The sequence below is a fragment of the Bradyrhizobium sp. Rc3b genome (assembly GCF_900114915.1).
In the GTDB taxonomy this organism is placed as follows: Bacteria; Pseudomonadota; Alphaproteobacteria; order Rhizobiales; family Xanthobacteraceae; genus Bradyrhizobium.
In genome coordinates this window covers 50,001-68,946 of the sequence record NZ_FOUS01000009.1, presented here as the reverse complement: position 1 = coordinate 68,946, position 18,946 = coordinate 50,001, and the positions used below count along the sequence as shown (strand labels likewise).

At 59.8% G+C, this 18,946-nt stretch carries 14 protein-coding genes; 11 read left to right on the top strand and 3 right to left on the bottom strand.

Going from position 1 to position 18,946, the window contains the following annotated elements:
• Positions 1 to 92 precede the first annotated feature (92 nt).
• The 9 genes from BM190_RS21675 to BM190_RS21635 all read left to right on the top strand — a co-directional run bounded on the left by BM190_RS21675 (position 93) and on the right by BM190_RS21635 (position 12,165).
• Positions 93 to 1,409 (top strand): type VI secretion system protein TssA, encoded by a 1,317-nt coding sequence (locus BM190_RS21675; RefSeq protein ID WP_092258842.1) that lies wholly within the window; start codon positions 93 to 95, stop codon positions 1,407 to 1,409.
• Between the two features lie 113 nt (positions 1,410 to 1,522).
• Positions 1,523 to 2,047: a type VI secretion system contractile sheath small subunit gene (gene tssB, locus BM190_RS21670; protein WP_092258838.1), complete on the top strand. Its 525-nt coding sequence runs from the start codon at positions 1,523 to 1,525 to the stop codon at positions 2,045 to 2,047.
• Positions 2,048 to 2,063: 16 nt separating this feature from the next.
• Positions 2,064 to 3,566 (top strand): type VI secretion system contractile sheath large subunit, encoded by a 1,503-nt coding sequence (gene tssC / locus BM190_RS21665; protein ID WP_177237211.1) that lies wholly within the window; start codon positions 2,064 to 2,066, stop codon positions 3,564 to 3,566.
• Positions 3,567 to 3,616: 50 nt separating this feature from the next.
• Entirely contained in the window at positions 3,617 to 4,102 is a 486-nt protein-coding gene (locus BM190_RS21660) for an Hcp family type VI secretion system effector (RefSeq protein ID WP_092258832.1), read from the top strand.
• 190 nt (positions 4,103 to 4,292) lie between these two features.
• Positions 4,293 to 4,841 (top strand): type VI secretion system baseplate subunit TssE, encoded by a 549-nt coding sequence (gene tssE, locus BM190_RS21655; protein WP_092258829.1) that lies wholly within the window; start codon positions 4,293 to 4,295, stop codon positions 4,839 to 4,841.
• A 1-nt stretch (position 4,842) separates the two neighbouring features.
• Positions 4,843 to 6,810 (top strand): type VI secretion system baseplate subunit TssF, encoded by a 1,968-nt coding sequence (gene tssF / locus BM190_RS21650; protein ID WP_092258826.1) that lies wholly within the window; start codon positions 4,843 to 4,845, stop codon positions 6,808 to 6,810.
• Positions 6,774 to 7,838 carry a type VI secretion system baseplate subunit TssG gene (gene tssG / locus BM190_RS21645; protein ID WP_092258823.1) on the top strand — a complete coding sequence of 355 codons (1,065 nt, stop codon included), beginning with the start codon at positions 6,774 to 6,776 and terminating at the stop codon, positions 7,836 to 7,838. Before tssF ends, tssG begins: the two co-directional genes overlap by 37 nt.
• Positions 7,839 to 7,933: 95 nt before the next feature.
• A complete protein-coding gene (tssH, locus tag BM190_RS21640; protein ID WP_092259302.1) occupies positions 7,934 to 10,573 on the top strand; it encodes a type VI secretion system ATPase TssH in 2,640 nt (879 codons plus the stop codon).
• A 5-nt stretch (positions 10,574 to 10,578) separates the two neighbouring features.
• A complete protein-coding gene (locus BM190_RS21635; RefSeq protein WP_177237210.1) occupies positions 10,579 to 12,165 on the top strand; it encodes a methyltransferase regulatory domain-containing protein in 1,587 nt (528 codons plus the stop codon).
• Positions 12,166 to 12,253: 88 nt separating this feature from the next.
• Here the strand turns inward: BM190_RS21635 and BM190_RS21630 are convergent, their stop codons facing one another.
• Positions 12,254 to 12,865, bottom strand: a complete 612-nt coding sequence (locus tag BM190_RS21630; protein WP_244550695.1) for a hypothetical protein — start codon at positions 12,863 to 12,865, stop codon at positions 12,254 to 12,256.
• Between the two features lie 232 nt (positions 12,866 to 13,097).
• Between BM190_RS21630 and BM190_RS21625 the strand changes: the two genes are divergently transcribed.
• The gene (locus tag BM190_RS21625; RefSeq protein ID WP_177237209.1) at positions 13,098 to 13,973 is read left to right on the top strand and encodes a hypothetical protein; all 876 of its coding nucleotides are present in this window, start codon (positions 13,098 to 13,100) and stop codon (positions 13,971 to 13,973) included.
• A gap of 137 nt (positions 13,974 to 14,110) precedes the next feature.
• Here BM190_RS21625 and BM190_RS21620 read toward each other — a convergent pair whose 3' ends face one another.
• Together BM190_RS21620 and BM190_RS21615 are read right to left on the bottom strand one after the other, a co-directional pair.
• The gene (locus BM190_RS21620) at positions 14,111 to 15,412 is read right to left on the bottom strand and encodes a hypothetical protein (protein ID WP_092258813.1); all 1,302 of its coding nucleotides are present in this window, start codon (positions 15,410 to 15,412) and stop codon (positions 14,111 to 14,113) included.
• A gap of 299 nt (positions 15,413 to 15,711) precedes the next feature.
• Entirely contained in the window at positions 15,712 to 16,278 is a 567-nt protein-coding gene (locus BM190_RS21615) for an OmpA family protein (RefSeq protein WP_092258810.1), read from the bottom strand.
• 2,041 nt (positions 16,279 to 18,319) lie between these two features.
• On the opposite strand from BM190_RS21615, the gene BM190_RS21605 reads away from it, so the two are divergent.
• On the top strand, positions 18,320 to 18,937 hold the full coding sequence (locus BM190_RS21605) for a class I SAM-dependent methyltransferase (RefSeq protein WP_177237208.1): 618 nt from the start codon (positions 18,320 to 18,322) through the stop codon (positions 18,935 to 18,937).
• The last annotated feature ends 9 nt before the right edge of the window (positions 18,938 to 18,946 follow it).

Genomic DNA, 18,946 nt, shown 5'->3' with positions numbered 1-18,946 from the left:
TACAAGAGACGATCGGATCATAATCCGCTGCATGATCCGCAAGTCGTCATTGGCAGGCAGCGGGACGCGATCGGGTGGTTGGATGGGTTCGTATGCTTGATGTCGCTTTACTGACGCAGCCCATTTCCGCTGACGATCCCTGCGGGCCGGATCTCGACGCCATAGGGGACGTCGAGTATCTCAACTTCTTCGCAGGTGCGGAATCTCTGCTCCCGATGTCGTTCTTTGACGTCGTCAACGCCAATGGAGAGCGTGGGCGCTTCGATCCGAAGGCGGTCGATTTTGCCCGACAGTTTGCCGCCGCGGAATCCCTTCTTGCGCGTACCCGCGATCTGCGCCTGAACATGCTGCTGGCCAAATTTTCCATTCTCAATCGCGATCTCGACGGTTTCCTCTGCTACCTGAAGGCAACCAACTTGCTGCTGAACGAGCAGTGGGAAGCAGTGCATCCAAGAAGCGAAGACGGCAACTACGCGCTTCGCGCCGTTACGGTTGAATCGCTCGACGTCTTCCCGACGGTCATCAACCCGCTGCAGTTCCTTCCCCTCATCGAGAACCGCAGATACGGCACCCTGACCTACCGTGCCTATCAAATTGCAATGGGCGAAATTCCCGCGGGCGCTGGCGACGCCGAGGGGACCGATGTTGCAACCATCGAGCGCATCGTCAGCGAGACCGATCTCGGTATTCTAAAGGCAACCAGCGCGCGATGCTCCGCAGTCGCTGCCGAAATCTCGGGCATCAAGCAGGCTTGGCACGAAAAGTTGAACAGGGGTCCTTCCATCAGCCTGGACAGAGTGTCCGGCCTGGCGAACGGCATGGCCGCTTGGCTTGCAGGTCTGGTCACGTCGCGCGATCCGGCGGCGGTGGTTGCGGCAAGCGCGGAGAGCACCGAAGCCGTGGAGACAGAGGCGCAGCCGGCCACATCCGGGGAGTTAGCTTCTTCCGCCCAAGCCTCCGCGGCGCTTGCAGCAGTGACCGACTACTTTGCCCGAATGGAACCATCCAACCCGGCGCTGCTCCTGGTGCGTCAGGCACAGGAGATGATCGGCAAATCGTTTATCGAGGTCATGCGGATGCTCGTGCCATCGCACGTGGAGAGCGCCGCGATCAACATCGGGCGCGACAAGGTCTTCGACTTGCCGATCGAACGGATGGCGGAACTTGCTGCCCCACCCTCCGCGGGCACCGACAGCAACGATCAAGACGTTGTATTTTCAGCGGAAAACCGAGCGCAGGCATTGGGCCTGATGGCAAAAGTCGCGTCGTTCTTCCGAAGCGCCGAGCCATCCAGCCCCGTACCTCTTTTGCTCGATCGCGCGCGAGAGCTCGCGCAACGTGATTTTATCAGCCTTTTGAATGATGTTTTACCCGAAGGAACGCTTAAAACAATCGACAGGTCACATTGAACCGAGCTTTCGCTTGAGGGCACTAACTGGACACGAGGCTGTTTGCCGACCGCAACTCAAAGCGCCAGTCGATTCCGTGTCGGCGTCTTAAGCGATTTCGTAGTGAGGACACCATGGCTACAGACAGCGGTCAAAAATTCATTCGCCGAAACCGCGCTCCGCGCGTGCATATCACATACGAAGATCCCTACGACGCAGAGCGCCTGATAGAACTGCCGTTCGTCATGGGCGTCCTTTCGGACCTCTCCGGCAACAACCCGGGCGTCGAGAAGACGAAGGTCGAGGAACGCAAATTCCTCGAGTTCGACATGGACAATTTTGACAACCGCATGGCTGCAATCCAGCCCGGTGTGACGGCACGCGTCGCCAATCGCCTCACCGACGGGTCGGACGAAAAGCTCGCCGTCAACCTGCGCTTCAACAAGATGTCCGACTTCACACCAGTGGCAGTCGCCCGTCAGGTGCCGGCTACTGCCAAGCTGCTCGAGGCGCGCGAACAGCTTGCCAACCTGCTGCGCTACATGGATGGCAAGGTAGCCGCCGAGGACCAGTTGAAGAAGCTTCTCACCGATCCTCAACTGATGGCCGCGCTACGGGACCGAGCGAGCCAACCGAGCGAACCTGGCACTGAGAGCTAAGGGAAGGATGGGGACCATGGCAAAAGAAGCTGTTCAAAAAGGTACCAGCACCCAGGTCGGCACCGTCGAGGCCGACGAATTTTCCGCTTTGTTGAAGCAAAGCTTCAAGCCGCGCACTGAACGCGCAGCGACCGAAGTCGAAAATGCGGTATCCACGCTCGTGCAGGAAGCGCTGAAAGACACGAGCGTCATCAAGTCCGACGTAATCGACACCATCGAGGAAATGATCTCGCGGATCGACCAGAAGCTGACCGCGCAGATGAACGAGATCCTCCATGCGCCCGAGTTCCAGGCGATCGAAAGTGCCTGGCGCGGCCTCCACTACCTCGTCTTCAATTCCGAGACCGACGCCAACCTCAAGATCCGGGTGATGAACGTCTCGAAGAACGAGCTGTATCGGAACCTTCGGCTTTACCCCGATGCACGCTGGGACCAAAGCCCGCTGTTCAAGCAAATCTATGAGTACGAATTCGGCCAGCTGGGCGGCGAGCCGTTCGGCTGCCTGATCGGCGACTACTATTTCAGCCACCTGCCCACTGACGTGCAGTTGCTGCGCGATCTCAGCAAGATCGCAGGCGCCGCTCACGCTCCCTTCTTCAGCGGCGCCGAGCCGACACTGATGGGAATGGATTCATGGACCGAGCTGTCCAACCCACGCGACATCGGCAAGGTGTTCGACACGCCGGAATATGCCGCCTGGAAGGGGCTGCGCGATCAGGATGACTCGCGTTATCTCGGTCTGTGCATGCCGCGCGCCCTGGGTCGCCTTCCCTACGGGGCGAAATCGGAGCCCGTGGAAGAGTTCGCGTTCGAGGAGGAGACGGACGGACACACTGGCGACAAATATGGCTGGATCAACGCCGCTTATGCGATGGCCGTCAACATCAATCGCGCCTTTAAGGAGTTCGGCTGGTGCACGCGCATCCGCGGCGTGCAGTCCGGCGGAGAAGTTATCAACCTGCCGACGCACACGTTCCCCACCGATGACGGGGGCGTTGACCTGAAGTGCCCGACCGAGATCGCCATCAGCGATCGCCGCGAGCACGAACTTGCAAAAGCGGGCCTCATCCCGCTGATCCATCGCAAGAACACCGACAAAGCCGCCTTCATCGGTGCCCAGTCGCTCTACAAGCCGAAGAAATATTTTGGCGAGAAGGGCGTGGATGCAACCGCGTCCGACAACCTGTCGTCACGACTGCCCTATATGTTCGCTGTGTCTCGCTTTGCGCACTATCTGAAGTGCATGGTTCGCGACAAGATCGGATCCATGAAGGAGAAGGATGAGCTGACGGTCTGGCTGCAGACCTGGATCAACGAGTACGTTGATGCCAACCCAGCCCTGTCGTCAGAAGCTCAGAAGGCGCGCAAGCCGCTGGCCGCTGCGAAGGTAGAGGTCATAGCAAACGAGGAGAACCCGGGATACTACAACGCGCGCTTCTTTCTTCGTCCACACTTTCAACTGGAGGCGATGGACGTCGGCCTCAGTCTGGTTTCGCGCCTGCCGGGCCCCAGCTCATGACGCCGCAGCATCGCAACCGTAAACATGCAGAATTTTGAAAGGACTATGCTATGGCTGTCGACATCTTCCTGAAACTCGATCCGATTAAAGGCGAGTCGCTGGACGACAAGCACAAGGACGAAATCGATATCTTGAGCTGGTCGTTCGGCGAGAGTCAGACCGGCACATTCCACAGCGGCTCGGGCGGCGGCGCCGGCAAGGTCAGCATTCAGGATCTCCACTTCACGCACTTCGTCGACAAAGCCACGCCGGAACTCTTCAAAGTCTGCGCCAATGGCAAGCACATCGACACCGCGATCCTCACTGTCCGCAAGGCCGGAGAAAATCCGCTGGAATATCTCAAGATCGAGATGAAACACGTCATGGTCAGCAGCGTATCGACGGGCGGATCGCACGGCGAGGACCGTCTCACCGAAAACGTCAGCCTGAACTTCGCGAAGGTCAAGATGACCTACAGGACCCAAACGGAGAAAGGCGCTGGCGGAACTTCGCCGACGTTCGGCTGGGACGTGCCAGCCAACAAGGAATGGGCCTGATTTTCGGCCTCTGCTTGGCGCCGGTTGCGAACAGCGCGAACCGGCGCCAGCGTTGCAATTTTGATCCGTAGCTTTTGGCCGGCCCATCGTAAGTCGACGCCTGCTGAAGCGACCTCGGAGATCGACTAGCGCCCTGTCGAATTGCGTTTGGGCCAGGCGCCGTTTGAGTCAGGCGTCATGGGGACCGTAAATGACCATTGCACCAAAGAGGGATCGGCTCTCTCCTCCATTGATGCTGGCGTTTCGCTCGGCCCATGAAGCGCGCGATGCGCGCAAGAAGCTCAATTTGCGCGATGAGTTCGGTGAACGGGTCATTGCCGGGCGGCGCAGCGCGGGTCGCTTTCCGATCTCAGAAACCCTGCTGCGGCGCGAGGTCTCGCATGACCTCGAAACGCTCCTCAATACCATCGCTCTGGAATCGATCCTGGACCTGAACGGCCGGGATTGCGTGCGAACGTCGATCCTGAACTACGGCTTCCCCGATATCGCCCACAGATCGATCGACGAGGTCACCGACGATGAACTCACCGACGCGCTGCGCGCAACGCTGACGACTTATGAACCGAGGCTTGATCGCAAGTCGATCCGGATCCGCCGCGACGGCTCGGTCGGCCCCGAACAACTTAAGCTGCGCTTCATCGTTCACGCAGACCTGAAGACCGAGCCGCTCAACGTCCCTGTGGAATTCGTCGCCGACGTCGATCTCGACAGCGGCGACATTCAGATCAACCGACTGTAGCATGAATCGCGAATTCCTGGATTTCTACAACCGCGAACTGTCGCTGCTCTACGAGCAGGCCGGCGATTTCGCCGAAGAATATCCTGGCATCGCGGAGCGCCTGGGCGGCCTGGTTCGGGATCGGTCGGATCCGATGATCACCGGGTTACTCGAAGGCGCAGCGTTTCTCGCCGCCCGTGTTCAGCTCAAACTCAAGCATGAATTTCCGGAATTCACGGCCAACCTGCTCGAGCAGCTGGTTCCAAACTACCTCGCCCCTACCCCATCGGCCATGCTGGTCACGGCACGACCATCCTATGCCGACCCGGCGCTGCGCGATGGCAAGAAGATCGTTCGCGGCGCCTATTTCGACGCCACCTATCGCGAAAGAGAGCGAAGTCTTTCCTGCCGATTTCGACTCTGCCGCGATATTGCGCTCTGGCCGTTCGACGTCACGGGCGCCGAGTATTTCTCGACTGCAGGCGCGCTGCAAGCGCTTGGGATTTCGGTCGGCAGCGACGTCATCGCCGGACTGAGACTGTCACTGACGCATCGCACTGCGGCTCGGCTCGATGAGGAACCGCCGGGCGCAGAGAACCGGACCAAGCCGGAAACCTGGTTTGCAGGCTGCCGCGTCAGCGAACTCCCGATCTATCTGTCCGGCGCGGAATCCGACGCCATCGCGCTTTACGAGCAGTTGATCTCGAATTGCCGGGGCGTCTACTTCCGCCATCTCGACGACTTCGGCGACCCGGTGGTGACCCGTGCACCCGATGACTGCGTGCAGCAGATCGGCTTCGACGAGAACGAGCTGCTCTTTCCCAGCGACAATCGGGTGTTTCGCGGTTCGGAACTGCTGCGCGAATATTTCATGTTCCCGCGTAAGTTCCTCGGCATCAACCTGACGGGACTGCGCAGCGTGATGCCACGGCTGCGCAGCAAATCGATCGACATCGTCTTTGCCTTCGATGAACATAATTCCCGTCTGGCCGCCGCGGTGCGTCCTGATATCTTCATGCTCTATACGGCGCCAGCGATAAACCTGTTCGAGAAGACGAGCGATCGCATCGTCGTCAAGTCGAATACGCACGAGTACCATGTGGTGCCGGATCGCAGCCGCTATCTGGAATACGAGCCCCACCAAGTGCTCGAAGTCTACGCCCACTTTTCGGCAGAAAAGGACAAGCGGCCGGTGCGTCCGCTGTATTCGGCGGCTGTCGACCGGACCAGCGGATCGGTCGAAGGGCTTTATTTCACGGTGCGCCGGTTGCCTCGGCGCCGCACCGTGGAAGAGAAGACGTACGGCGCATCCTCCGACTACACGGGGACGGACATGTTCCTGTCACTGCTCGAGCCCGGTCAATTGAGTGGCGAAGGCCCGGTTGCCGAACTCAGCGTCCGGGCATTGTGTTCCAATCGCCATTTGACCGAGCATTTGCCGGTCGGCCAGGGCGGCGCCGATTTCCGCCTGCTGGATGATACCTCCCTCGATCTCATATGCGTCGCGGGTCCCACCCCACCGCGCGAGCCGGTGGTTGCCCAGTTGCGCAGCCGCAGCGAGATCGCCAATAGCGGGATTGTCAGCTGGCGGCTCATCAACATGTTGAGCCTGAGCTATCTTGGCCTCGTCGAGCGCGGCGGCGGCAAGAATGCCGGAGCGCTGCGCGAAATGCTGTCCTTGTTCGCCGACCAGTTCGACGACGCCACAGAACGTAAGATCCGCGGCGTGCGCAGCATTGAAAGCCGGCCGGTGGTACGGCGAGTGCGTGAGCGCGCGGGCAGCGGCGCGGCACGTGGTCTGGAGATCACCGTCATTCTCGACGAGAAAGCATTTGAAGGCAGCGGGGTGTTTTTGCTCGGCGCTGTGCTGGAGCGTTTCTTCGCCGATTATTCGGGCTTCAATACGTTCACGCAGACGGTGATCTCGACGCCGGAACGCGGTGAGATCATGCGGTGGCCGCCGCGCATGGGCACACGGAGGCCGCTGTGACGCTGATCGAAGAGATGAAGGCCGAGCCTTGGCGGTTCGATTTCTTCAATACGTTGCGCCAGCTCGAGCGGGCCAATCCGGATCGGCCGCGGATCGGTGACAGTGCCACACGGCGAGAAGAATACGTCGACCTCGGCCAAGTGCCCTATTTGGAGTTCCCCGCCTCCAACCTCGCGGCGGTCGATGACCAGTCCGGCCGGCTCCGGATACTCGTCAAGTTTCTCGGCCTCCTGGGACCACAGGGCGCACTGCCGCTTGCGACCACCGACGAAAGCCTTGGTTGGTGGCTCATGCGGGACGACGCATTCCCGCGTTTCCTCGACCTCCTCAACGGACGCTTCCTGCAACTCTTCTTTCGCGCCTGGGCCGACGCGCGACCGATCGCGCAGCATGACAGGCCGACAGAGGATCGCTTCATCGCCTATGTCGGCTCCTTTGCTGGTCTCGGCTCCGACGTTTTCGTCGATCGGGACACCGTACCGGACATGGCGAAGCTCAGCTTCGCCGGTCTGATCGCTCCCAGGGCCAAGTGCGCGTCACGGCTGACGCGATTTCTGCAGGGGTTGTTCGACGTCAAGGTCGAGATCGACGAATTTGTCGGAACTTGGCTCTCCTTCGATCCGAGTCACTGCAGCCGTCTCGGCGGGACGCATGCGAGGCTCGGCCGGGACGCCCTTCTGGGCTCACGCGTCTTCAGCGTTGAGGACAAGATCAGGGTTCGAGTCTTCGTCAAGAACTTTACTCAGTACGAGCAGTTCCTGCCGACCGAAACACCCAATCTGTCGGAGCCACTGGCAGACGCCGTGTTCTTCTACATTGGCGATGAACTCGAATGGGAGGTGGAACTCGCCATTCCCTCGGGAGAGGTTGTCCCGGTCAGGCTTGGGCAGAGCGGTCGGCTTGGTTGGACCACCTGGGTGTCGCCGAACTGGAGCTCGACGGAAGAATTTCGCCGCGATGCCCGCTTTCAGCTCGGTGAGCGCCTGAGGGCCCGTCGCGGCGCCGCGGTCGATGCGGCTGCGATTTGAACCTATCCACCGCACCGACCGCCACAACACTAGGGATTTGAAGCATTTTCCGCATGGTGCCGGGCACCGCGGAGGAATTGAGCAGGAGGGCCGCCGTGACAGACATCAGCCTGGAAGCTGTAACGGGGAAACTGAACCGGGCCGGCTATGATGCCTTCATACAGGCTTTGCGCCATGCCAAGAGCGCCGGTAACCGCAATGTGGAGCTCGCGCATTGGCTGTTTCATATCCTGCAGCAGGAGCGCACGGATCTGAGCCTGTCCCTGGATCACTACAAGCTCGACCGCCCGCGCTTGTTGTCGGACCTTGCGGGAGTCATCAATGGATTTCGCAAGAACGAGACCGACATGCCAGGTGTCGCCAATTCGGTCATCGATCTCCTCGATCGGAGTTGGCATTATGCGACGCTCTTCTTCGGCGAAACTCAGATCCGCACCGGCCATCTGCTTGTGGCAGGCCTGAAGTCGAACGATGTCCGTCGTGCCCTGAACAATCTCTCGCAGGAATTCGCGAAGGTCAACGTCGATGCACTGGCCGCCGAGCGCCGCGCGATCTGGTCCGGCTCCGATGAGGAGACCATGCGGCCGATGGACGGCTCGGGACTGGTCGGCGCCGGTACGGAGGGTGCGGACCAAACAGGTCCCAAAGGAACGACGCCGCTCGCCCGGTTTGCCCAGGATCTCACCGCCAAGGCCAGATCAGGCCAGATGGATCCGATCCTCGGCCGGGACGACGAAATCCGCCAATTGATCGACGTGCTGATGCGCCGGCGGCAGAATAACCCGATCCTCACCGGCGAGGCCGGCGTCGGCAAGACCGCCGTGGTCGAGGGCTTCGCGCAGCGCATCGCCGCTGGCGATGTACCACCACCGCTACGCAATGTAACTCTCTGCGCGCTCGACATCGGCCTGATGCAGGCCGGCGCTTCGATGAAGGGCGAGTTCGAACAGCGTCTGCGCTCGGTGATCGATGAGGTCCAAAACTCACCCACTCCCATCATCCTCTTCATCGACGAAGCCCACACGCTGATCGGAGCCGGAGGCGCGGCCGGCACGGGAGACGCGGCCAACCTCCTGAAACCTCCCCTCGCTCGTGGCACGCTCCGTACGATCGCCGCCACCACATGGGCGGAGTATCGCCAGTATATCGAGAAGGACCCCGCTCTCACACGACGCTTCCAGCCGATCCAGATCGATGAACCCGACGTCGAGACCTGTTGCATCATGCTGCGCGGACTTCTTGGTCCGATGCAAAAGCACCATGGTGTTCGCATCTCCGATGCCGCGATCGTTGCAGCCGTCAACCTCTCGCACCGCTACATTCCTTCAAGACAGCTCCCGGACAAGGCAGTCAGCCTACTCGACACCGCATCGGCACGTGTGGCCATCAGCCAGAGCGCGACGCCGGCTCTGATCGAGGACACGCGTGTTTCGATTACCGCTCGCGAGGCTGAACGGTCCGCGCTGGTCAACGACGCTGACCTCGGTATCACGAAGAGCGAGCGCATTGCCGCGATCGACAACGATATCGCAGCTCTGAAGGACAAGCTGGCGCACCACGAGGCCGATTGGGCCGCCGAGCAGGTGCTGGTCAAGGACATCCGCAGCATTCGCGAGATCCTGTCGGAGGCCAAGGAAGGCGAGGACCCAGCTTCCAGACGCGCGGAGCTGCGCGGTAAGTTCGAGACGCTAGAGGGCATCAATCCGGAAAAGCGGATGGTCTATGCCCATGTGGATCAGCAATCGGTCGCGTCCGTCGTATCCGACTGGACCGGCATCCCGGTCGGCCGGATGATGCGGGACGAGATCGAAACTGTCCTGAAGCTGCCGGAGATTCTCAACCGCCGTGTGGTCGGCCAGTCCCATGGGCTGACGATGATCGCCAAGCGAATCGAAACCAGCCGAGCCAAACTGGACAACCCGTCGAAACCAATCGGAGTGTTCATGCTGGCCGGACCGTCCGGGGTGGGCAAGACGGAAACCGCCTTGGCGCTTGCCGAGACCCTCTACGGCGGCGAGCAGAACATGATCACGATCAACATGTCGGAGTTTCAAGAAGCGCACACCGTTTCGACCTTGAAGGGCGCACCTCCCGGCTATGTCGGCTATGGCGAGGGCGGCCGCCTGACTGAGGCGGTGCGGCGCAAGCCCTACAGTGTCATCCTGCTCGACGAGGTGGAAAAAGCCCATCCCGACGTTCATGAGATATTCTTCCAGGTGTTCGACAAGGGGACCATGGAGGACGGCAACGGCCGGCGGATCGACTTCAAGAACACCTTGATCATTCTGACGACCAATGTCGGCACCGATCTGATCATGGGCCTCTCGCGTGACCCCAAGTATCGCAACGAGCCGGAAGAGCTCGCCAAGATGCTGAGACCGGAATTGTTGAAGGTGTTTCCCGCAGCACTCCTCGGACGCATCGTCTCGATCCCATACTTCCCGCTGTCGGACGAGATGCTCGCCGGGATCACTCGATTGCAGCTCGATCGGATCGGACGGCGGCTCCGCGACAATCATAACGCGGCCTTCAGCTACGACGATGTCGTCGTCGAGCACATTGTCGCACGCTGCAACGATCCGGATTCCGGCGGGCGCATGATCGACAACATCATCACCAACACCTTGCTCCCGGAGCTGTCGCGCCAATTCCTCAGCAAGTCGCTCGCCAAGGAAGAGGTCAAGCAAGCGCGAGTCTCGATCGAAAACGACAAGTTCGTATATTTGTGGAATTGAGGACGATGAACATTCAAACCGAACATCGCGCCGCGAGCACCGGTCCCACACCATATGACGAGGTCTTCTACCCCGGCCACGTCTACGGCCTCACTCATCCGAACCATCTCGCAACCATCGCTGCGGTTTATGGCATGCAACCCGCTCGGGTGGAACGCTGCCGGGTGCTGGAGCTCGGTTGCGGCGTTGGCGGCAATCTGTTGCCGATGGCCTTTCAATATCCGGCCAGCGAATTCGTCGGTATCGACCTGAGCGGTGTAACGATCGAGCGCGGTCAGCGAAATATCGCAGCCTTGGGCTTGAGCAACATCGAACTCCTGCACCGCGACATCATGGATGTCGACGCAAATTTCGGAGAGTTCGACTACATAATTACCCACGGCGTGTTTTCATGGGTGCCGCCGGCAGTGCGCGAGAAGATGATGATGATATTCAAGCAGAACCTCGCGCCGCAAGGGGTCTGCTATGTCAGCTACAATGCGCACCCGTTCTCGCACATGCGGGACATGGCCCGCGACATGATGCGGTACCACACCCGCCGCCTCACCAGCATGAAAGAGAAGGTAGGACAGGCCCGCGCAATCCTGAAGTTCCTGAGTGAGGGCTCGAAGGTTACCTCGGTTCACGGTGCGGTCATGCGCGACCAGTACAACCGCGTCCTCAAGTCTCCCGACGAGCTGTTGTTTCACGACGATCTCGACGACGGCGCCGAGGCATTCCTGCTGCACGAAGTTGTCGAGCGCGCAGGCTCCTGTGGCTTGCAATATCTGAGTGACGCCGATTTCTCGCGACGCAACCTGGCAGGCTATTCCGAGGAGGTGCGCGCAACGTTGCAACGCTTCCCGGACAGCGAGTTCATGGCGCGCGACCAGTATCAGGATTTCATCGACGGGAACGGCTTTCGCCGTACCCTGCTCTGCCACGACGACGTCTCGCTCTCCCGCCAGATCGACCTCGAATTCATCACCCGCTTTCATTTGCTGAGCACGACGAGCCCGGTTGATCCGGACGCCTGCGTGACCGACGATTCAGCGATGGAATTCGAGAATCAGGACGGTAGCACGATTAAGGTGACCAATCCGCTCCTGAAGGCCGCGCACCTGTGTCTCGGCCGCACCTGGCCTCGCGCACTGTCCTTTGACGAATTGCTCGCTGGCGCCCGGGCACTGCTTGGTGGCCGAATGGCAGATGATGACAGAAGGGCGCTGACTGAGGCGATGTTCATCCTGGCTTGCAGCGGCGAGGTCTCCTTCCTGCTGTCGCGGCCGTTCCTTTTGCAAGGCGCGTCGGACCGTCCGCAGGCGAGTCTTCTCGCCCGCAAGCAAGCACAGACAGGTCCCCTGGTCACCAACCTTCTCCATCAGACGGTGCAGCTCGAGGATGACCGAACCCGGGACTTTGTGCAATTGCTCGACGGTACCCGGACCATCGACCAGATCACGACCGAAATGACCAAAAGATTCGGCGAGACCATCCGGATGGATCAGAGGGATAGCGCCGGACACCCCGCGGAGCCGTTGCTGCTGTCAACACGAGAAAGCGTTGAGCGTTCGCTTGCGATGGTCGGCAAGCTGGGTTTGCTGGGCGCCTGAGGGTCCAGCGGGTTGGCCTGCCCGAGAAAGAGGTCACGGCATGGAGGCGAGAGCTCCTGCTCTCTAACGGAAAAACAGCTTAGGTCGATCAGCCGTCGTGAGTGTATTGCTGGCCAAGAAGCCATCCAGTGACAATGCCGGCCGGACCGCTGGTGTAGACACCATTAAGGCCAACGCCGGCGCGCAGCATTCGCCATTCACTTTCGCCGACCCACGGAATTCCAGGATCACCCTTCTGATATTGCGACAGCAGCGTTCGGGCGACCTCTGCGGCATTTGCATAGATCGGCCCGTTGGCCCAGCGAGGTCGGGGCAGGCCCGTCATGCGGCAATAGAGGGCCGTGCAGACGTAGGCGGACGCCTCTTCCGCATTGGCGTCGAGACCGGTGCGCAAGAGATCGTAAGCGGCATGCAGGGCTTCGTGGACGATATAAGCCCCATCCATCCGCCCCGTCGCAGATACGACCTCAAGAGTATTCGCGGCAACCGCAGTACCGTCGGCTCGCGTTCGCGCGACGTCGTTATATTGCGCAGCAACACCGGCCGCGAGATCGGTCGGAACCCGGACGGTGACTTGTCCCAACCGGATGGCGCGAGCGACATGATGGAACGTTTGCGGTGCTATCGTCACGTGACTGCCGCGGATCGGAAACCGGAACCGAATGCGTGCGACCGCTGGGCCATTGAGCACGTCGAGCACCTTGCTCCGCAGTGACATTGGATTGTCCTGGCTGTCGAGACCACCCCATGTAACGTGGTCGGCGCTGCCGGTTGGGAGGTTCAAACAGTCTATGCGTCAGCGTGACGGGAACTCGGTCACTTGAGATGACTTAGGCTGCCGGCAGCACAATTGAGCGAACTAAATTTTGAACCCGCCCCGCTTGGGGCAGACCAATCTGAGATTAGTCTTGCCCGCGGAGGGCGGCCCTGCGATGACCAGCAACCCGACGACGACCGACACTTTCCGCAAGATCGCGGCGCGGCTGACCATGTTTCGCCCGCAGATCGATCTGACGCAATACTTCGCCGGTCGCAACCCGGATGTCCGCCTTTATGACGAAAAGCCCTACATCAGGCATCAGCTCGAGCAGTACGGCGTGGCGGCCGCAACGAATACACTCGATGGCGTCACCTTCCTGCCAACGAACTGGTACGACCTGATCAAGAAGCTACGCATCGCCAAGACACCCGACGGATTCGACGCTTTCGCCGAGGGGCGCAGCCCGGAGAAATCATCGCATTGGGCCCTCGATCTGTCGATGGCTGCGACGATCGGCAAGGGTTTTCGAGAGATCTGGCGTCCGAAGCTGTCCGACAGGCCACTCTCAACGCGGGACCTCCCCGGCCGGCACGGCTTCGGGCTTGGACGCGACCGCGGACAGTGGAGCGACGCCTACAGCTCGCAATTCGGTAAGGACCCGCAACCGCAAGACATTACCTCGCTGCATTTCGCAGTGGCGCCCGATCGGGTCAACGTCCACATCGACGAAACAGGCTTCGTATTCGAGGGCGCGGACGGCGCCCTCACGGTCGGGCCGAACTTCGCGCACCACGCCGGCAACGAATTATTCTGGAAGAGCAACCCACATCTGCCGCGTTGGGCAGCCGAACATATCGACCTCATCCTGCCGAACAGTGCGAATGACTTTTCGCGCTTGGGCATTTCGGCCGACATCTACCGGCGCAAGGACTTGCGCGTCACGGTCACCGGCTCCTGCGGAATTTTCGGCGGATTCGAGTGCTCGGGAACGGTGAGCATCAGTGGGACGCACAATTTGCTCGGCTCGAAGCCGAAGGGCGCCCGCTAAAGCGGATCGGGCGCCTACAAGACTCTCACGCCGAGGATCCGCGATTGCCGCATTAAAGGCGGGCCCGCCGACGATCCCAGCGAAAGGCCAGCAAGATCTCAACACCGCGTATGGGCTTGTAACGTGGCACAGTTGCATCATCTGTACGACGGTAATGGATCCAGACGTCGAGGCTTCGACTCGGGAAAAAACCGATGCGCGGTCGTGTCGCGAACGCCCATCAGAAACATGTCCGCCCAACCATAAATCTCGTCAATTTCCTTGCCGGTATCTACGGCACCCTTCACGCGCGCTTCGGGCCTTGGAGACCCGTCGATCATCCGGTTTGCCTGGTCGAGCGAACCCTTGTTTGTTTCGGCGAAGACAACGTTAAGTTCTTTCAACCGATTGACGATCGGCGATTCGATCCAGTTATGATGACCGAATCCTTCCCGCCAATCCTCTTCCAGGTTTTCTAGCTGCTCGAGATCGCTCAGACCGGCCTTTGCCAGCTCCTCAACGCGTCGTTTGTAGCGCGGGGATTTGCTCATAGCCGCCATCGCGCGATCAAAGACCTCATGGATGTAGTCGGCCCAGAGCGCCCTCTCGTAATGGTCGGCCAGAAAATGGCGTGCAATCTTCACCGGGGTCTTGCCGAAGAATTCCCACTCGGCGGCCCATCGCATTCGGATCGTGTCGATGTGCTGGCGGACCGCCGTTCTCACTTGTTCGACATTGCCCTTTTCGCGCGCCAACCAGGCTGCGCCGAACTCGGTCCCTTGGTTCATCCACATTTGAACGTCCCTCAGTTGGGACAGAACAACCTCGGCTGATTCGTCAACGAGCCTGCTGAAGTCTGCGTCCATATTTGCCGCAACAGACGGTTGATCCATGGGATAGGAGCCCCTGCGATCCGGGGCTGGAAATTTTTTGCCGATTTCTTTGCCAACGTCCTTGACAAGGTTGCCAAATATTGCGGCCTGCATCTTTGAAAATCGGTCGAGGGTCTGAGGTTCATTCATTTGCATCACGGAAGCCAAGTCCCACTTGTATTTCCGGACGGTAAAGCTTGGAACGAACTTATATTGAACCCAAGCACCGAGGAATGTTATCGCTCCGCTCGTCACAAGAGAAAAGATGAAAGCAAAACGGGCCGCGTCTGCCTTGTACTGCTCTTCAACCTCTGTGAATGTCTTCGCGCGCATGGCTACGGCGGTCGCGTAAGCGGCCGTGACATCCTTGAATGCGTTCTTCCACACCTTGATCTGAGCCTCGTAGTCTTTGTACACGCCATCAAGCAGCTTCCAGCCGTAATCGCCGAGATCACGTTCGTATACGACCTTGGGATCTCTCTCCCTGTTTGATCTGGGTCGGCCGGAAGGCGAGTCCTCGCGCTGCGCACGAGGCGTCGTTCCAGGCGGCAGGAACGGCTTGATCAGATCGATGGGCAGCGGCGCCATATCTCCCCTCCTCAATTTCTAACGCGCAAGTGGCATTCAGACTAAGACCATGAACGCCGACGGCCTCGCACCTCGGTGAGTCCGGCTTTCGCACCTGGCAATTCGTTATTGGTCACAGCGAAAGGCGGTCGGGTTCGGTAACGCCGCTTTTTTTGAACACACTTGTTAGTTCCACTCCGTCGAGGAACCGGTGCTTTAACGATAGAGATAACGGAGATTCTGGCAGCCTGCGTGCAAGTGTGATCGGCCGCACAAATCGTTCAATCCGGTACTCTCCCCTGCTTGTTGTCGGAAGGTGGCTAGATCGTTCCGCCGCCAACGAAGATTTCGACGACCACCGCCCGATTGGCGGCCCTGTTGATCACTGTCGTGTTGTCTTGAAGGTACTCGTAGTGTGGAGCTGGCTTAACGGAGAAGACGCGCGAGCGGGCGCTGGGGCCGAACAAGTGAAAGACATTCCTCGCCCGGCCCGTGCGCAGGGAAATGTTGTTCCGTTCATTGCCGGTACTGTCGCTGTATCCGATAATCTGAAACTGCAGCGACTTGTCAGTCTCGAAACGCATGAGCTGCGCTGCCAGCAGCGGATCGCGCTTGGCGATGGTCTTGAGATGCCGCCAGTCGACGCCGAAATCCCATATGATGAGATATTGGCAGGCACCCACCGGCGGGACCAGACTAACGTCCGCACCGATGTGGCCGACCTCGGTGCGGGACGTCGCAACTTCATTGGCCTGGTAGGGAAAGACGTCGGCGCTGCGAACCTTGGCAAGTGGCGCGCACTGTCGTTCCGGGGCCGCCAAATTGGGCATCTTTTCCACGGGACCGGGCGGCATGTATTGAGGCAGAAGTTGCGGCGCGCGTCCCATCGCAATTTCTCCTGTTGCTGGCCTGGCCCGTTCAAAGCTGAGGACTGAGGGAGCGTCGGCTCCCACCACGGCTTGACTAGTAGTGACGTGAGCGGTCGGCAGGTTCAAATGCGAGTTGCGGGCGCCACGGAATCACAACGGCTTTGGTCACCCCATACGAAACACGTCACGTAGCTTGCCCCTTCTAGCGCGATTTGTACTTGGTGAGATGGTAGACGCCAAGTGGAACGAGAGGGCTCCAGAGCGTTTTGAAACGTCCGTCCGAACTCACTTATCTGATTGGACGGGGACAAGCAGCCCTCCGCGGGACTTCGGTCCAGGCTCTGAGCAGCACGCAAAACGAGGAGCTTGCGCATGGACACCGAAAATCGCCCGACTCCTCGACGTACTTTGCCATCCTCTCGCGAGAAGACGCCGTCGCACGTCGAGATGCGGCCCCGAAAGGTGGCAGCATCGTCGACGTCTTTGAAGCGCTTGCCGCCGTCGGCATCGAAGGGCACCTCGTGATCTGCGACGAGAGTCTTTGGGACGCCGGCCACGTCGCGATCGGATCTCGATCGAAAGTTAGCGGATTGAGGGAAGTGCCCTAGGGGCGGCACGCCGCTCAAGTCCATGTTGGCGAGGGCAACCTTTGATTTCGAGCAGCCTCATAAGGTCCTGCGATCATCGAAGATCGCATTCCGTACCAGCTCGCAGCCCATGCTTCGAGCGCGGCGCCTGAGACCAACATCACGCGCCGTGGCGGCCAGCCCTTCGAGAAGCGCTACGGTGGCCGTCAAGCTTCGGCTCGGCGGGGTCATCTGATTGCTCACCTCGCGCGCCTGAGTGAGCATCCTGGTCAACGGTCTCGGCCGGCCTGTCGACTGGCATGCTGCCGAACCCGAAGTAAATTGGCCGACGGCCGGCGCCGATCCAGGAAACCACGGAATCATGGAAGTCAGTGGCGGATTCCAAGGTCATCGTGCCGACCAACGGCCTCCCCCAGCTCCATTCCGCCTCAAGCCCTGGAAAGAACACCTTGTCATAGGCTTGAATTTCCAAAGCTTTGGACTCGACGATGCCGCGGGCAAGCACGAGTTCTGGAGTGCGGAAGCCCTAGGGCTCGGCGCTGTTCATCATAGGCCGGTCGCAACAGGCGCCAATGCGACCACTCGGCGACCAGTCTCGGCGGCAATCGAACCGGCAGAATGTGATTGTTCGGCCTGACAGGAAAGTAATGCAGGGCGGCAAACGGTACGCCTCAGCGCTGTGCGAGAAAACTAAGTTCGTAGGCACAACGCCAATCGCGGGCGGCCTCTTTAGCAGCTCCAGCTCTTCTGCACGCTGTGGTGCGACGCGGTACTCCGCCAGCAAAAACGCGCTGGAACGCTGAGCTCGTTCGAGTTAAGTCGGGACGAACAGCTCTTATGCGAGTGAGACCCACCACACCGAAGCTACGCTAAAGCGCGTGTACCAGCCGATTGCCCTATCCCACTCTATCATTTCGAACGACGTTTCGTCGTTGATTTACAAGCACAAACTTTCAAACTCTGACGGACAAATGCCGACGGTATACCCGCCGCAATTTTTCGGTCTTGGAATTCACAGAAAAAATTGCTCTTCACGAAGCACTGGCAATTCCGCTGCTATCGGAGTCTATCGACTGGCCGACGCGCCGCGTGCGCAATCAAGACTGACACGGCTCGCACTGGCACAGAGCTTCCCATACCGTCAAAGATCAAGAAGAGACCTGGTCCCGGCGCCGTTCCTCCCGTCGCTGTGCGGCAGCCATGCATGTCCGCTCCGCATTCAAAAGCCGCTCTCTCCGTCAGCTCGGTTCGTGCCCCCTAGCGGACCTGCCCAAAGTGTAGGACTGCTAACGAGGGCAACCGGCTGCTCCTCAATGTTACTGCTTGCTGCTCAGCCGGGCAAAAGATCTGAAAAATCGCTACATTTCGGAAACGGCGATTGGCCTTTCATTTTCGGCGAGCCAGATCCCCGGATTCAAGGCACTTTTCAGAGCCAAGCATTTGGATCGCGTTGCTGAGTCACGGAGTCGATGATGCGTCGTCCTCACTTTATTGCCGAGCACGCTCGGAATGCTCACGGCCTGTTGGGCCGGTTCATTGCTTTCATCATGGCCCGCGAAACCTGGCGCCAGAACTTGCGCGTGATGGATGCGCTCCGCATCGAGCAGGCCGATCATGTTCTTGACGTGGGGTGCGGCCACGGCCGCAGCCTCACGGAATTGGCCGCGCGAGCTCCTCGGGGCCACATCGTCGGGGTGGACTCTTCTGAGCTGATGGTCGAGATCGCAAAGAAGCGAAACCGACGCCTGATCGAATCGACTCGCGTGGACGTCATTCGTTCGAGCGTGGAAATGCTGCCTTTTTCCGACGACATGTTCGACAAAGTCCAGTGTATCCACGTGCTCTATTTCTGGAAAAATATGGAAACATCCCTGGGCGAGATCGCCCGCGTGCTGAAGCCGGGCGGCCGTCTCGCGTTACTGTTCCGGACGAACGCAGACCCGAAAGCGATCGCCTCGTTCCCACGGGACATCTACAGCTTCTCCGCGCTGGTGGACGTATCCGCAGCGCTCGAACATGCCGGCATGGACATCCTCGTTGCGGACGACAGCGCAAACCAGCCAGCTCTCGTGCTGGCGACGAAGCGGTAGGTGAAACGA

Excerpts from the sequence above, each read along its gene's own strand:
- BM190_RS21635 (WP_177237210.1), top strand. The coding sequence starts at position 10,579 with ATGAACATTCAAACCGAACATCGCGCCGCGAGCACCGGTCCCACACCA.
- BM190_RS21605 (WP_177237208.1), top strand. The coding sequence starts at position 18,320 with ATGCGTCGTCCTCACTTTATTGCCGAGCACGCTCGGAATGCTCACGGC.
- tssE (WP_092258829.1), top strand. The coding sequence starts at position 4,293 with ATGACCATTGCACCAAAGAGGGATCGGCTCTCTCCTCCATTGATGCTG.
- BM190_RS21615 (WP_092258810.1), bottom strand. The coding sequence starts at position 16,278 with ATGGGACGCGCGCCGCAACTTCTGCCTCAATACATGCCGCCCGGTCCC.
- tssC (WP_177237211.1), top strand. The coding sequence starts at position 2,064 with ATGGCAAAAGAAGCTGTTCAAAAAGGTACCAGCACCCAGGTCGGCACC.
- tssF (WP_092258826.1), top strand. The coding sequence starts at position 4,843 with ATGAATCGCGAATTCCTGGATTTCTACAACCGCGAACTGTCGCTGCTC.
- BM190_RS21675 (WP_092258842.1), top strand. The coding sequence starts at position 93 with ATGCTTGATGTCGCTTTACTGACGCAGCCCATTTCCGCTGACGATCCC.
- BM190_RS21620 (WP_092258813.1), bottom strand. The coding sequence starts at position 15,412 with ATGGCGCCGCTGCCCATCGATCTGATCAAGCCGTTCCTGCCGCCTGGA.
- BM190_RS21625 (WP_177237209.1), top strand. The coding sequence starts at position 13,098 with ATGACCAGCAACCCGACGACGACCGACACTTTCCGCAAGATCGCGGCG.
- BM190_RS21660 (WP_092258832.1), top strand. The coding sequence starts at position 3,617 with ATGGCTGTCGACATCTTCCTGAAACTCGATCCGATTAAAGGCGAGTCG.
- tssB (WP_092258838.1), top strand. The coding sequence starts at position 1,523 with ATGGCTACAGACAGCGGTCAAAAATTCATTCGCCGAAACCGCGCTCCG.